General features: G+C 61.2%; 10 protein-coding genes and 1 tRNA gene. All 11 read right to left on the bottom strand.

The genetic code is table 11. The features are described from left to right. Positions 1-25: 25 nt before the first annotated feature. The gene (locus tag BWR02_RS08785; protein WP_328591511.1) at positions 26-610 is read right to left on the bottom strand and encodes an ATP-dependent zinc protease family protein; all 585 of its coding nucleotides are present in this window, start codon (positions 608-610) and stop codon (positions 26-28) included. A 99-nt stretch (positions 611-709) separates the two neighbouring features. Then, entirely contained in the window at positions 710-1,327 is a 618-nt protein-coding gene (locus BWR02_RS08790) for a c-type cytochrome (protein WP_139557375.1), read from the bottom strand. Positions 1,328-1,623: 296 nt separating this feature from the next. Further along, on the bottom strand, positions 1,624-5,988 hold the full coding sequence (rpoC, locus tag BWR02_RS08795) for a DNA-directed RNA polymerase subunit beta' (RefSeq protein ID WP_201276207.1): 4,365 nt from the start codon (positions 5,986-5,988) through the stop codon (positions 1,624-1,626). A 231-nt stretch (positions 5,989-6,219) separates the two neighbouring features. Further along, positions 6,220-10,296, bottom strand: coding sequence for a DNA-directed RNA polymerase subunit beta (gene rpoB / locus BWR02_RS08800; RefSeq protein WP_139557376.1), 4,077 nt, complete (start codon positions 10,294-10,296; stop codon positions 6,220-6,222). A 185-nt stretch (positions 10,297-10,481) separates the two neighbouring features. Continuing rightward, positions 10,482-10,862 carry a 50S ribosomal protein L7/L12 gene (gene rplL, locus BWR02_RS08805; protein WP_139557377.1) on the bottom strand — a complete coding sequence of 127 codons (381 nt, stop codon included), beginning with the start codon at positions 10,860-10,862 and terminating at the stop codon, positions 10,482-10,484. 43 nt (positions 10,863-10,905) lie between these two features. Further along, positions 10,906-11,433 carry a 50S ribosomal protein L10 gene (gene rplJ / locus BWR02_RS08810; RefSeq protein ID WP_139557378.1) on the bottom strand — a complete coding sequence of 176 codons (528 nt, stop codon included), beginning with the start codon at positions 11,431-11,433 and terminating at the stop codon, positions 10,906-10,908. A 212-nt stretch (positions 11,434-11,645) separates the two neighbouring features. Continuing rightward, positions 11,646-12,341 (bottom strand): 50S ribosomal protein L1, encoded by a 696-nt coding sequence (rplA, locus tag BWR02_RS08815; protein ID WP_139557379.1) that lies wholly within the window; start codon positions 12,339-12,341, stop codon positions 11,646-11,648. Beyond that, positions 12,341-12,772, bottom strand: coding sequence for a 50S ribosomal protein L11 (gene rplK / locus BWR02_RS08820; protein ID WP_139557380.1), 432 nt, complete (start codon positions 12,770-12,772; stop codon positions 12,341-12,343). Before rplK ends, rplA begins: the two co-directional genes overlap by 1 nt. A 75-nt stretch (positions 12,773-12,847) precedes the next feature. After that, the gene (gene nusG / locus BWR02_RS08825) at positions 12,848-13,381 is read right to left on the bottom strand and encodes a transcription termination/antitermination protein NusG (RefSeq protein ID WP_139557381.1); all 534 of its coding nucleotides are present in this window, start codon (positions 13,379-13,381) and stop codon (positions 12,848-12,850) included. 2 nt (positions 13,382-13,383) lie between these two features. Next, positions 13,384-13,761, bottom strand: coding sequence for a preprotein translocase subunit SecE (gene secE / locus BWR02_RS08830; RefSeq protein WP_139557382.1), 378 nt, complete (start codon positions 13,759-13,761; stop codon positions 13,384-13,386). A 27-nt stretch (positions 13,762-13,788) separates the two neighbouring features. Then, positions 13,789-13,864, bottom strand: a tRNA-Trp gene (locus BWR02_RS08835). Between the last annotated feature and the right edge of the window lie 52 nt (positions 13,865-13,916).

A 13,916-nucleotide genomic window follows, 5' to 3' on the forward strand; every position in this document is an offset into this window, starting at 1 on the left:
CCGGGCGAGCGTCATGTTGCCGTGCTTACTCGGCGTCCGGCCTTCGGCACGGGTCGGTATCCGCCTTAAACAGGAAGGTGCTGCCGGCGTCGACCAAGGCGTTATCCTTCAGAAAACTGCGACCGAGAAGTACGGGGTAAGTGAAATTGCTCCGGTCGACCAGCGTGAATTCCGTTTCGTACTCCCTGCCGTTCTTGCACAACGTCATCTTGACGACTTCGCGCTGCGAAGAGCCCTTGCCGTGCTGCTTGATGTTGGCCATGCGGATGACCGGGCGCTCCACCGCCAATTTCTTGTGGTCGTCACCCCGGCCGAGTGCGAATCGCACCCACTTCTCTCCATTTCTAGAGAAGCGCTCGATGCGCTCGGCGTGGAGCGACGAGGTGTTGGCACCGGTATCGAGCTTCGCGGTCATCCGTACGTTCCACGGCCGGAAGAATACGGATTCGAGCCACCCCATAACCGCACGCTCTCGCGGCTGATCGCGATCGCGCACCGGCTCCGCCGTAGGCTTCGCCGCGGCCGTACCGCTAGCGGCAAGTCCCCATAACATGAGGAGCACCGCGCCGCTCGCAGCGCGCCGCCGCGGTGCAACGCACGATCTGATCATGTCACCTCGAATCCTTCGGGTATCTGTCGACAGGGCCGACGTTCGGGACGTGCCTGAGCGGAGAGTTGCCCCGCCCGTCGCGTCGGGCCGTTTCTAGATTCAGTCCTGAATGACCAGAAGGCCTCGGCGCTGGCTCGCATAGAACGCGGACAGATCCCGAATCTGCTCCGGAGAAAGCTGTCCCGCGATGCTGTTCATGATGGCGTGCTTACGTTCACCCGACTTGTAGGCTTCGAGCACGTGAGTCAGGTAGCCCTGGTATTGCCCGGCCAGTCGCGGAAAACCCGCCTTCGGATCGCTGTTGCCATCTTCGCCATGGCAACCCGCACACTCGGCTGCTTTCGCTTTCCCCGCGGCCACATCGCCATTGATGGGTAAGTCCACGGTGATCGAGCGGAAACCGGCAACGTAAGCCGCGACGTCCTGCATATCCGCGTCCGAAAGGCTCACCGCATTGCCCTGCATACTCCCGTGTTGGCGCTCACCGGAGCGGTAAGCCTTCAACGCGCTGACGACATAATCGGCGTACTGCCCACCAATTCGGGGCACCGGATACGAAGGATAGCTATTGGAATAACTGCTGATGCCGTGGCAACCAACGCAGGTATAGAACTTGGTCTTGCCCGCTTCGCGATCACCCTCTGCCTGGCTGGGCGCCGCCGACAGCGCGGCACCGAGTGCGGTTACCAACAAGGTCCAGTGGACGTTTTGTTTCATGTCAAAGTAGCTCCAAAGGATAAATCTCTCGCCGACAAGGTGCGGGTCGGGCAACGGGCAAGCCGTGCAAATCACAGGACCGAGCAAGACCGCGACAGCGCCGGCATAGTTTAGCGGGGGGCGTGCGTTTCACAACCACACTGGCAGGAACCAGCGCGTCACCATACGGCGCGCAACAGTCACGGATTCGCTCCGGATGCGCCGGGCGCCCAAGAAGATAGCTCTGGCCGGCGACCGCCACCCCTGCTGCGGCCTTCGGTCGCAGCAGGGGCGGTTCCGGGTTGCGGGAGGTCGCTTTACGACCCGGCCTCGGTTAGTGCCTGCTTCAGCGCTTCCTCGACGTCGGTCGTATCCGCGACTGCCGATTCAGATTCCTCTGCCTCATCCATCCGGCTGCGCAGCTTGCGCTCCAGATGATAGGCCAGCCCGGTACCCGCGGGAATCAGACGTCCGACGATGACGTTTTCCTTGAGCCCCAGCAAGCGATCGACCGAACCCCGAATTGCCGCTTCCGTGAGCACGCGCGTGGTCTCCTGGAACGAGGCCGCCGAAATGAATGACTCGGTGGTCAAAGAGGCCTTGGTGATACCCAGCAGCACCGGCTCGTAACAGGCCGAAAGCTTGCCCTCGGCCTCCAGCCGTTCGTTTTCCTCCAGCACACGCGAGCGATCTACCTGCTCGCCGGATAGGAAGATCGAGTCGCCGGCATCGGTGATCTCGACCTTGCGCAACATCTGTCGAATGATGACTTCGATGTGCTTGTCATTGATCTTGACGCCCTGCAGGCGGTAAACGTCCTGGATCTCCTTGACGAGATACGACGACAGCTCCGCAACACCCCGCAAACGAAGGATGTCGTGCGGCGTCAGATCACCCTCGGCAATCGTTTCACCCTGTTCGACGTGCTCGCCCTCGAACACCGTGATGATCCGCCACTTCGGAATCAGCAATTCGTGCTGTTCACCCTGTGCGTCGGTGATCACGACACGACGCTTCCCCTTGGTCTCCTTACCGAAGGACACCGTTCCGGTCGCCTCGGCCAGAATCGCCGGATCCTTGGTCTTCCGGGCTTCGAACAGATCGGCGACCCGTGGCAAACCACCGGTGATATCGCGCGTCTTACTCGACTCTTGGGGTATTCGGGCTACGACGTCGCCGATCTCCACCGAGTCGCCATCGCGAAGGCTGATGATCGCGCCTGCCGGAAGGAAGTACTGAGCCGCGATTTCGGTTGACGGAATGCGGATGTCATTGCCGGCCTCGTCGACCAGCTTGACCAGCGGCCGGAGTTCCTTACCGGTGGTGCCGCGCTGCTTCGGATCGATCACGACCATCGAGCTCAGACCGGTGACGTCGTCCGACTGCTCCCGGACGGTGATGCCGTCGATGAAATCGACCATGCGCACGCGACCCTTCACTTCGGTGACGACCGGATGGGTGTGCGGATCCCAGTTCACGACGATCTGCCCCGCACGGACCGGCGCGCCCTCCTTGACGGACAACACGGCCCCGTAAGGGATCTTGTAACGCTCGCGTTCGCGTCCATGCTCGTCGATCACGCTGATTTCGCCCGACCGGGAGACGGCCACGAGGTTGCCGTCCTTGTTGGTGACGGTCTTCAGATTCCCGAGTTTCGCAGTGCCGTTGGACTTGACCTCGACATTGCTGATGGCGGCAGAACGAGAAGCCGCACCGCCGATGTGGAAGGTACGCATCGTCAGCTGCGTACCCGGCTCGCCGATCGACTGCGCGGCGATGACGCCGATGGCTTCGCCGATGTTGACCTTGTGTCCGCGCCCCAGGTCGCGCCCATAGCACGAGCCGCATACGCCATAGCGGGTCCGGCAGGTGATGACCGAGCGGACGCGGACGTTGTCCACGCCGCGGCGCTCCAACAAGGCCACGGCCTGCTCGTCGAGCATCGCACCGGCCTCGAGGATCAACTCGTCGCTACCGGGGTCGATGATGTCCTCAGCCAGCACACGGCCCAGGACGCGCTCGGCGAGCGGCTCGACGACGTCACCACCTTCGATCAACGGCGCCATCAACAGACCATCCGTCGTGCCGCAGTCATGTTCCTTGATGACCAAGTCCTGCGCCACGTCCACCAGACGGCGGGTCAGGTAGCCCGAGTTGGCGGTCTTCAATGCCGTATCCGCAAGACCCTTCCGCGCGCCGTGGGTGGAAATGAAGTACTGCAGTACGTCCAGCCCTTCGCGGAAGTTCGCCGTGATCGGCGTTTCGATGATCGATCCGTCCGGCTTCGCCATCAGGCCGCGCATACCGGCCAGCTGGCGAATCTGTGCCGCCGAGCCTCGCGCCCCGGAGTCCGCCATCTTGAAGATCGAGTTGAACGACTTTTGCTCGATGACTTCCGGTCCAAGCTCATCATCCGAAACTTCGCCGGACGCTCGCGCCGTCAGGATCCGTTTCACTTCCGCCTCGTAGGCCGCGGGAGCAAGCTCACCGGTCTGCCTGCTGGCTTCCGCTGCGCGCAGCGCATTAACGACCCAGCGGTTCAGACGGCCCCGGTTGCTAACCCTGACCGGTTCAGTGCCGAGCCCCTCCATCATGACCTTGGCCACCTGGTCGTTCGCGTGCGACCAGATGTCGACGACCTTGTTGTAGCGCTCGCCGTCCGTCACCAGACCGGAGGCAAACTGGTTCTGGATTTCCTTCACCTCGCGCTCAGCGGCCTCGATGATCGCCGGCTTCCCCTCGGGGATCGCCATGTCGTCGATGCCGAACGATACGCCGGCACGGGTTGCGTAAGAGAAGCCCGTGTACATCAGTTGGTCGGCGAACACGACGGTCGCCTTGACGCCGAGCGTGCGATAGCTGTGGTTGATCAGGCGGGAAATCGCCTTTTTGTTCATGTCCTGGTTGATCATCTCGAAGGGAATACCCTCCGGCACGACCTTCCAGATCAGGGCTCGGCCAACCGTTGTCTCGACACGGCGTAATTGCGATACCGACTCTCCATTGGCGTCGGTGACCCGTTCGCGGATGCGCACTTGCACGCGTGCGTGCAACTCGACGGCCTTGGCAATGAAGGCGCGTTCCAGTTCGTCGAGGTCACTGAAGGCCAGATGCTCACCTTTGGCCAGCGGACGTTCCCGGCTCATGTAGTAAAGGCCGAGCACGACGTCCTGCGTCGGATTGATGATGGGCTCGCCGTTCGCCGGCGACAGGATGTTGTTCGTCGCCATCATCAGCGTGCGTGCTTCGAGCTGCGCTTCCAGCGACAAGGGCACGTGCACCGCCATCTGGTCACCGTCAAAGTCCGCATTGAAGGCGGTACAGACCAGTGGATGCAGCTGGATGGCCTTGCCTTCGATCAACACGGGCTCGAAGGCCTGGATGCCGAGACGATGCAGGGTCGGCGCCCGATTCAGCATCACCGGATGCTCGCGGATCACTTCATCGAGGATGTCCCAGACTTCCGGCGCCTCGCGCTCCACCATCTTCTTGGCCGCCTTGATGGTGGTCGCCAGACCACGCAACTGCAGCTTGCTGAAGATGAACGGCTTGAACAATTCCAGCGCCATCTTCTTGGGTAGACCGCACTGGTGCAACTTCAGCGTCGGGCCCACGACGATCACGGAACGGCCCGAATAGTCGACCCGCTTGCCCAGCAGATTCTGACGGAAACGGCCCTGCTTGCCCTTGATCATGTCGGCCAGCGATTTCAACGGGCGTTTGTTGGACCCGGTGATCGCCCGGCCCCGCCGGCCATTGTCCAGCAGCCCGTCAACCGCCTCCTGCAGCATGCGCTTTTCGTTCCGGACGATGATGTCCGGAGCGTTCAGGTCGAGAAGTCGTTTCAGACGATTGTTGCGGTTGATCACGCGGCGGTACAGATCGTTCAGATCCGACGTTGCGAAGCGGCCGCCGTCCAGCGGCACCAGCGGACGCAGATCGGGCGGCAGCACCGGTAGCACCGTCAGGATCATCCACTCGGGCCGATTGCTCGATGTGATCATCGACTCGATGGCCTTCAGGCGCTTGGTGTGTTTCTTGATCTTCGTTTCGGAGTTGGTCGCGTTGATCTCTTCCCGCAGTCGCGTGACCTCGGCACTGAGGTCCATCGTACGCAGCAGCTCGCGGATCGCCTCGGCTCCCATCTTGGCGACGAAGTCGTCACCGTGGGTCTGGGCGGCCTCCTGGAATTCCTCTTCATTCAACAGCTGGCCCCGCTGCATCGGGCTCATGCCCGGGTCCACGACGACGTGCGACTCGAAATAGAGCACGCGCTCGATTTCCCGCAGCGTCATGTCGAGCAGCAGCGCGATACGGGACGGCAGCGATTTCAGGAACCAGATGTGGGCCACCGGGCTGGCGAGTTCGATATGGCCCATACGCTCGCGCCGGACCTTGGACAGCGTGACCTCCACACCGCATTTTTCGCAAATCACGCCACGGTGCTTCAGGCGCTTGTACTTGCCACACAGACATTCGTAGTCGCTGACGGGCCCGAAGATCTTGGCGCAAAACAATCCGTCGCGCTCTGGCTTGAAGGTCCGATAGTTGATCGTTTCGGGCTTCTTGACCTCGCCGTAGGACCACGACCGGATCATGTCCGGCGAAGCCAGACTGATCCGGATCGCATCGAACTCTTCGCTTTGGGTTTGGCGCTTCAGAAAATGGATCAAATCTTTCACGTACGTTATCTCCCCGTTACCGAGCCTCGGCGGGATACTGCCCGACCGGCTTCGCAGGCCACTGCAGACACCCGCTGAACACCGACTCTGGACACACTCCCGGTACGACCCGGTCAAGAACCTTGCGAATCTGGGACAGACACGCAGTCACCATCGGCTGTACCTCCGGCTGCTTGGTCTGCCCGCCTTCTCCCCGAACGAAACACCCCGCAAACCGCGGGGCGCGGCACCTTAATCCTGCTCCAGTTCGATGTTGATGCCGAGCGACCGAATCTCCTTGATCAACACGTTAAACGACTCGGGCATCGCCGCTTCCATGCGGTGATCGCCATCGACGACATTCTTGTACATCTTGGTGCGACCGGTCACATCGTCGGACTTCACGGTCAGCATTTCCTGCAACGTATAGGCAGCGCCATAGGCTTCGAGCGCCCAGACCTCCATTTCCCCGAAACGCTGTCCGCCAAACTGGGCCTTGCCCCCGAGCGGCTGCTGGGTCACGAGACTGTAAGGCCCGGTCGAACGCGCATGCATCTTGTCGTCGACCAGATGGTTCAACTTCAGCATGTACATGTAGCCCACGGTGACATCGCGATCGAACATCTCGCCGGTCCGGCCGTCGTAGAGCTTGGTCTGACCGCTGGCGGGGAGTCCCGCCAACCGCAACATGCTCTTGATGTCGTCCTCGCAGGCCCCGTCGAATACCGGCGTGGCCATCGGTACACCGCCGCGAAGATGCCCCGCCAACTCCAGAATCTCGGCGTCGGACAGCTCGTCCAAGCGCTCCGTACGCCCGGTCCGGTTGTAGACCTCATCCAGAAACTCCCGGAGTTCCTGCATGCGGGCCTTCGCATCCAGCATCTCGCCAAGCTTGAGGCCGAGACCCTTGGCAGCCCAACCGAGATGGGTTTCGAGCACCTGCCCGACGTTCATACGCGACGGTACGCCCAGAGGATTCAACACGATGTCGACCGGAGTTCCGTCGGCAAGATGCGGCATGTCCTCGACGGGGACGATCTGCGAGATCACACCCTTGTTACCATGCCGTCCCGCCATCTTGTCGCCCGGCTGGACGCGCCGCTTCACCGCGAGGTAGACCTTCACCATCTTCAGGACACCGGGGGCGAGGTCATCGCCCATCGTGATCTTGCGGCGCTTCTCCTCGAGTCGCGTGTTCATCTCCTCGCGCTGCAGGGCGATCTGCTCCGCAATCGCCTCCAGTTGCAGGTTGGCATCCTCGTCCTGAAGCCGGATCTCCAACCACTGGGCGGGCTTCACCCCGTCAAGGTACTCGGCGGTAATCGTGGTGCCACGCTTCAAGCCGCCGGGTCCGGCATCGGCGACCTTGCCGACCAGCATCGCTTCGACGCGCTGATAGAAGTCCTTCTCGATGATCCGCAACTGGTCGTGCAGGTCCTTCTTGGCGCGCTCGATTTCCGCTTCTTCGATCTGCCGGGCGCGCTCGTCCTTTTTCACGCCGTCACGGGTAAAGACCTGAACGTCGATTACCGTACCATCCATACCCGACGGCACGCGCAACGAGGTGTCCTTCACGTCGGAAGCTTTTTCGCCGAAGATGGCGCGGAGCAGCTTCTCCTCCGGGGTGAGCTGCGTCTCGCCCTTGGGCGTCACCTTGCCGACCAGGATGTCACCGGCCTTGACCTCGGCACCGATGTAGACGATGCCGGATTCGTCGAGTTTCGCCAGTGCCGCCTCGCCAACGTTCGGGATGTCGGAGGTGATTTCCTCCGGCCCGAGCTTGGTATCGCGTGCGACGCAGGTCCGCTCTTCGATGTGAATCGTCGTGAAACGGTCGTCTTTCACGACCCGCTCCGAAATCAGGATCGAATCCTCGAAGTTGTAGCCGTTCCAGGGCATGAACGCGACCAGGAGGTTCTGGCCGAGGGCCAGTTCACCCATGTCGGTTGACGGGCCGTCGGCGAGGATGTCCCCGCGCGCCACAGTGTCACCGGTCCGCACCAGAGGTCGCTGGTTGATGCAGGTGTTCTGGTTCGAACGCGTATGCTTGGTCAGGTTGTAAATATCGACGCCTGGGATACCCGCTTCGGTTTCGTCGTCGTTGACTCGGACGACGATTCGCCCCGCGTCCACGAACTCGATCAAACCACCACGCCGCGCGATTACGGTCACGCCGGAGTCCTTCGCGACAATGCGTTCCATACCGGTGCCGACCAGGGGCTTCTCCGAACGCAGCGTCGGCACGGCTTGACGCTGCATGTTCGAACCCATGAGCGCCCGGTTGGCGTCGTCATGCTCAAGGAAGGGAATCAGCGACGCAGCCACTGACACGATCTGCTTGGACGAGACGTCCATGTAGTTGATCATGTCGCGCGAGGCCAGGCTGAACTCGTCCTTGTGCCGGCAGGATACCAACTCATCCTTCAGGCGTCCCTGCTCGTCCAGCGCCACACTGGCCTGAGCGATGTAGTACTGGCCTTCCTCAATCGCCGAAAGGTATTCGATCTCGTCCGTGACGACGCCATCGATGACCTTCCGATAGGGTGTCTCGAGGAAACCGTATTCGTTCGTCCGGGCGTAGACCGCCAGCGAGTTGATCAGACCGATATTCGGACCTTCCGGCGTTTCGATCGGGCACACGCGACCGTAGTGCGTGGTGTGCACGTCGCGGACCTCGAACCCGGCACGCTCACGCGCCAGACCGCCCGGGCCGAGGGCGGACACGCGGCGTTTGTGGGTGACTTCCGACAACGGGTTGTTCTGGTCCATGAACTGCGAAAGCTGGCTGGACCCGAAGAACTCCTTGATCGACGCGGCAACGGGCTTGGCGTTGATGATTTCCTGCGGCACCAGGCTGTCCACGTCCGGCAGAGAGAGACGCTCCTTCACCGCGCGTTCGACCCGAACCAAGCCGAGACGGAACTGATTTTCGACCATCTCCCCTACGGAGCGCACGCGGCGGTTGCCGAGATGATCGATGTCATCAACCGTGCCGCTGCCATTGCGGATGGCGATCAGTTGCCGCAATACGTCGATGATGTCCTCGTTGCTCAGGACCCCCGGCCCCTGGACCTCCTTGCGGCCCAATCGGCGGTTGAACTTCATGCGCCCGACCGGCGACAGGTCATAGCGATCGGCCGAGAAGAAAAGATTCTCGAACAGCGACTGCGCGGCATCCTTGGTCGGTGGTTCGCCGGGACGCATCATCCGGTAGATCTCGACCAGGGCGTCGAGCTTGCTCTCCGTGACATCGATCCGCATCGTGTTCGACATGTACGGACCGCGGTCCAGGTCATTCACGAACAGGGTCTCGATAACCTTGACGCCGGCGGCCATGATGCGGCCGATGACCTCGTCGGTCAGCTCTTGGTTGACCCGCGCGATCAACTCCCCGGTGCTTTCGTCAACGACGTTATGGGCGAGGATGCGACCCACCAGGTAATCGCGGGGCACCTCGAGCTGCTTCAAACCCGACTTCTCAAGCAAGCGAATGTGCCGTGCCGTGATGCGATGGGCCGTCTCGACCAGCAGCTCGCCGTTCAAATGGATGTCGAAGCTCGCGATTTCACCGCGAAAACGCTCCGGGATGAGGTCCCATAGGATACCCCGGTCGGTGAACTCGAAACGGTTCAGGTCGAAAAAGCGCCCGATGATCTCTTCGTTTTCCAAACCGAGCGCGCGCAACAGTACGGTGGCGGGCAGCTTGCGCCGCCGATCGATCCGCACGAACACGCAATCCTTGTGGTCGAACTCGAAGTCCAGCCAGGAACCACGGTAGGGAATGACGCGCGCGTTGAAAAGCAGCTTGCCCGAGGAATGTGTCTTGCCGCGGTCGTGATCGAAAAAGACGCCTGGGGAGCGATGGAGCTGCGACACGATGACCCGCTCCGTGCCATTGATGACGAAGGTACCCGTGTCGGTCATCAATGGGATTTCACCCATGTAGATTTCCTGCTCCTTGATGTCCTTGACCACCTTCGCATTGGCGGGCGCTTCGCGGTCGTAGATCACGAGCCGGACCAGCACGCGGAGCGGGGCTGCGTAGGTCGCTCCCCGTTGCTGGCACTCCTTGACGTCAAACGTGGAATCCCCGAGGCGATAGCTCACGTATTCGAGCATCGCGTGCCCGGAGTGGCTGGCGATGGGGAAGATCGATTTCAGGGCCGCGTGCAGCCCCTCGTCCAGGCGTTCCCGATGCGCGGTATCGCTCTGCAGAAAACGTTTGTACGAATCCACCTGCGTCGCCAAGAGATACGGCACATCGAGTACGTCCCGGCGCTGTCCGAAACTCTTGCGTACGCGTTTCTTTTCGGTGAAGGAGTAAGCCATAGTGATTCCCAAGCTGACTTGCTGCTCAATGCTGGTTATGCTGTAGGCATCGCTCGGGGAGATTGAGCACGGCCCCGAACCACCGCGGCGGCGCTCGGCGCCGACGCATCGTTAGCAACACCAAAAGGCCGGCGACGCGAGGTCGCCAGCCTTGGCTCAAAAACTGCCGACAGTGGAGTCGACAATTATTTGATGTCTACCGAAGCTCCGGCCTCTTCCAGCTGCTTCTTGATGTCGTCCGCCTCTGCCTTCGGCACGGCTTCCTTGACCGTCGAGGGCGCTCCTTCGACCAAGTCCTTCGCTTCCTTGAGGCCCAGCCCCGTGATCGCGCGAACGACCTTGATCACGTTGACCTTATTGGCGCCGAAGCTCGTCATCACGACGTCGAACTCCGTCTGCTCCTCTGCGGCCGCAGCAGCCGGACCGGCGGCTGCCATCGGCACCGCTGCGACAGCCGCTGCGGCGGAGACGCCGAACTTTTCTTCCATGGCGGAAATCAGGTCGACGACCTCGAGGACCGTCATATTCCCAATGGTTTCCAAAATGTCTTCTTTAGATACAGCCATTTCGCACTCCAACGAAAAATCGATTCACCAGTAGCCCAGGGACTTAGGCAGCCTGCTTTTGGTCCCGTACGGCCGCTACGGTCCGCACCAGCTTGGCATGAGGTTCCTGCAGCGTACGAGCCAACTTCTCGATCGGCGCCTTCATCACGCCCAGCAGCATGCTGAGGGCTTGATCCCGCGTCGGCAATTTCGAAAGTCTCTCGAGCTCAGACGCCCCGTACTGCTTACCGCCCACCGCCACCAATTTCACGGACAACTTGTCGTGAGTCTTGGCAAAGTCGCTGAACAAACGCGCCGCCGAACCCGGGTCCTCAAGCGAGAACGCGAGAATGAGCGGACCGATCAGACTTTCCTGCATACAGGCGAAGTCGGTCCCTTCCACGGCTTTACGCGCCAGGGTGTTCTTTACGACCCTCAGGTACACTCCCGATTCCCGCGCGGTCTTGCGCAAGGTCGTGAGGTCCGAAACGGTCAGACCGCGATACTCTGCGGCCACAGCGGAATGGGCTTTTGCGGCGATAGCGGCGACTTCAGTGACGACAGCTTTCTTGTCATCCAGTCTCAGTGCCACGTGCTACCTCCTAGATAAACCGAGCAACTCTATGAGTCGCTCAGAGCCTCAAAAAGCACCCCCTTTCCAGGGGGTGCGCTCTCAAAAACGGTTTCCGCGGCCGAAATGGCTTCAGTTACCGTCTGCGCAGGCAGATCATTAAGCAGCCATGCTGCACCTGCGGTCTTTGACGGCTACCGGGCTCACCCGGCAACCCAAAGTCTGCTATTGATTCAGGCCGACAGGCTGCTCTGGTCGACACAGAGGCCCGGGCCCATGGTCGACGAGACGGTGACCTTTTTCACGTAGACGCCCTTGGACGTGCTCGGCTTGGCCTTTTTCAGGTCGACCAGCAAGGCTTCAAGATTCTCCCGCAGGGCCGCCGGCGTAAAGCTCACCTTGCCCAGCGTGCAGTGGATGATGCCTTTCTTGTCGGTCCGATAACGAACCTGACCTGCCTTCGCATTCTTGACGGCAGTGGCCACGTCGGGGGTCACCGTGCCGGTCTTCGGGTTCGGCATCAAGCCGCGGGGTCCGAGGATCTGACCCAGCGTCCCGACAACGCGCATCGCATCGGGCGCGGCCACGACCACGTCGAAATTCAACTCTCCGGCCTTGACTTGTGCCGCGAGGTCATCCATGCCGACAATGTCGGCACCGGCGTCACGTGCGGCATCCGCCGCGGCGCCCTGGGCGAACACGGCAACCCGCACGGACTTCCCCGTGCCATTCGGGAGCACGGTGGCACCGCGCACGGCCTGATCCGACTTCCGGGGATCGACGCCGAGATTCACGGCCACATCAATCGCCTCGACAAACTTGACTTTCGACAGGCTGGCCAGCAGAGCGAATGCATCTTCGGCGGCGTAGACTTTGCCAGCCTCTACCTTGCTACGGAGTTCCTTCTGCCGTTTACTCAAACCGGCCATCACACGCCCTCCACTTCGAGGCCCATACTCACGGCGCTGCCCGCGATGGTGCGGACTGCCGCATCCATATCCGCAGCGGTCAAATCCGGCATCTTTGCCTGAGCAACGGATTCAAGCTGTGCTCGCGTGACAGTCCCGATCTTGTTGGTGTTCGGATTGCTGCTCCCCTTGGTCAGCCCTACGGCCTTCTTCAGCAGCACGGTCGCCGGAGGCGTCTTGGTAATGAAGGTGAAGCTGCGGTCGCTATAGACCGTGATGACCACGGGCAACGGCAAACCCTTTTCGACGTTCTGCGTATGAGCGTTGAACGCCTTGCAGAACTCCATGATGTTAACGCCGCGCTGACCCAGCGCCGGACCTACCGGCGGACTCGGATTTGCCTCGCCAGCCTTGACTTGCAGCTTGATGTAAGCCGTGATTTTCTTTGCCATGATGTTTCCTGATGGGTTGTAGCGCTTACGGGTAAGCTCCCCTGGGGCGACTGCATACGGCAGTCAACGTGTTGATCAGGCCTTCTCGACCTGACCGAATTCAAGCTCGACCGGTGTCGATCGACCGAAGATCAGGACCGACACACGCAGCTTGCTCTTGTCGTAGTTCACTTCTTCGACCACGCCATTGAAATCCTTGAATGGCCCCTCGATGACCCGTACCACTTCACCGACCTCGAACAGCACCTTCGGACGAGGCCGCTGCGAGCCTTCCTCAACGCGACTGAGGATCGCGTCGGCCTCCCGGTCGCTGATCGGCGCCGGCTTGTCGGAGGTGCCACCGATGAAGCCGAGCACTTTCGGCACTTCCTTCACCAAATGCCACGTCTCGTCGTTCAACTCCATTTGCACGAGAACGTATCCGGGGAAGAACTTGCGCTCGCTGCGACGCTGTTGACCCATGCGCATCTCCAGCACTTCCTCGGTGGGGACAAGGATCTTACCGAAATACTGTTCGAGGCCGGCGCGAACGATGCGCTCTTCGAGGGACTTCTTTACGTGATTCTCGAAATTGGAATAAGCGTGGATCACGTACCAGCGCAATGACATCGTCACCCACCCTGCCCGGTCAGCGTCGTCACGACCCAGAACAGCGCCATGTCGAGCAGCCACAAAATGAGGCCGACCAGGAATACGAGGGCGAACACGATCAAGGTCGTCTGCATGGTTTCCGGCCGCGTCGGCCAAACCATTTTGCGCACTTCGCTGCGGGACTCGCGAAAGAACGCCCACAGTCCGCGCCCCAAACCGGTCGTAAAGACCAACGCGCCCGCCAGCGCTGCCGCGCCCATTACACCGAGCACGCGGTAGAACACAGACTGCTCAGTGAAGTAGTAGTACGCGACCACTCCAGCCACCATAAGGACGCCCGCGAAGACGAGCTTCGCAGTGTCAAAGGCACTGGACATCGATTCTGCCTGGGTTGTCATCGGACTAACGACACGCGTGGGAAAAAGTGGCAGGCCAGGAGGGGCTCGAACCCCCAACCTGCGGTTTTGGAGACCGCTGCTCTACCAATTGAGCTACTGACCTGTGAAAGTGACCGGCCTCGCTCGCCACTGAGCGAGGCCGGCTCGAGAACCGA

Source organism: Methylotetracoccus oryzae, assembly GCF_006175985.1.
In the GTDB taxonomy this organism is placed as follows: Bacteria; Pseudomonadota; Gammaproteobacteria; order Methylococcales; family Methylococcaceae; genus Methylotetracoccus; species Methylotetracoccus oryzae.

What these genes read in the sequence shown, in the direction of transcription:
- rplA (WP_139557379.1), bottom strand. Translation starts at nt 12,341, where the DNA reads ATGGCCGGTTTGAGTAAACGGCAGAAGGAACTCCGTAGCAAGGTAGAG.
- rpoB (WP_139557376.1), bottom strand. Translation starts at nt 10,296, where the DNA reads ATGGCTTACTCCTTCACCGAAAAGAAACGCGTACGCAAGAGTTTCGGA.
- BWR02_RS08785 (WP_328591511.1), bottom strand. Translation starts at nt 610, where the DNA reads ATGATCAGATCGTGCGTTGCACCGCGGCGGCGCGCTGCGAGCGGCGCG.
- secE (WP_139557382.1), bottom strand. Translation starts at nt 13,761, where the DNA reads ATGACAACCCAGGCAGAATCGATGTCCAGTGCCTTTGACACTGCGAAG.
- BWR02_RS08790 (WP_139557375.1), bottom strand. Translation starts at nt 1,327, where the DNA reads ATGAAACAAAACGTCCACTGGACCTTGTTGGTAACCGCACTCGGTGCC.
- nusG (WP_139557381.1), bottom strand. Translation starts at nt 13,381, where the DNA reads ATGTCATTGCGCTGGTACGTGATCCACGCTTATTCCAATTTCGAGAAT.
- rplK (WP_139557380.1), bottom strand. Translation starts at nt 12,772, where the DNA reads ATGGCAAAGAAAATCACGGCTTACATCAAGCTGCAAGTCAAGGCTGGC.
- rplL (WP_139557377.1), bottom strand. Translation starts at nt 10,862, where the DNA reads ATGGCTGTATCTAAAGAAGACATTTTGGAAACCATTGGGAATATGACG.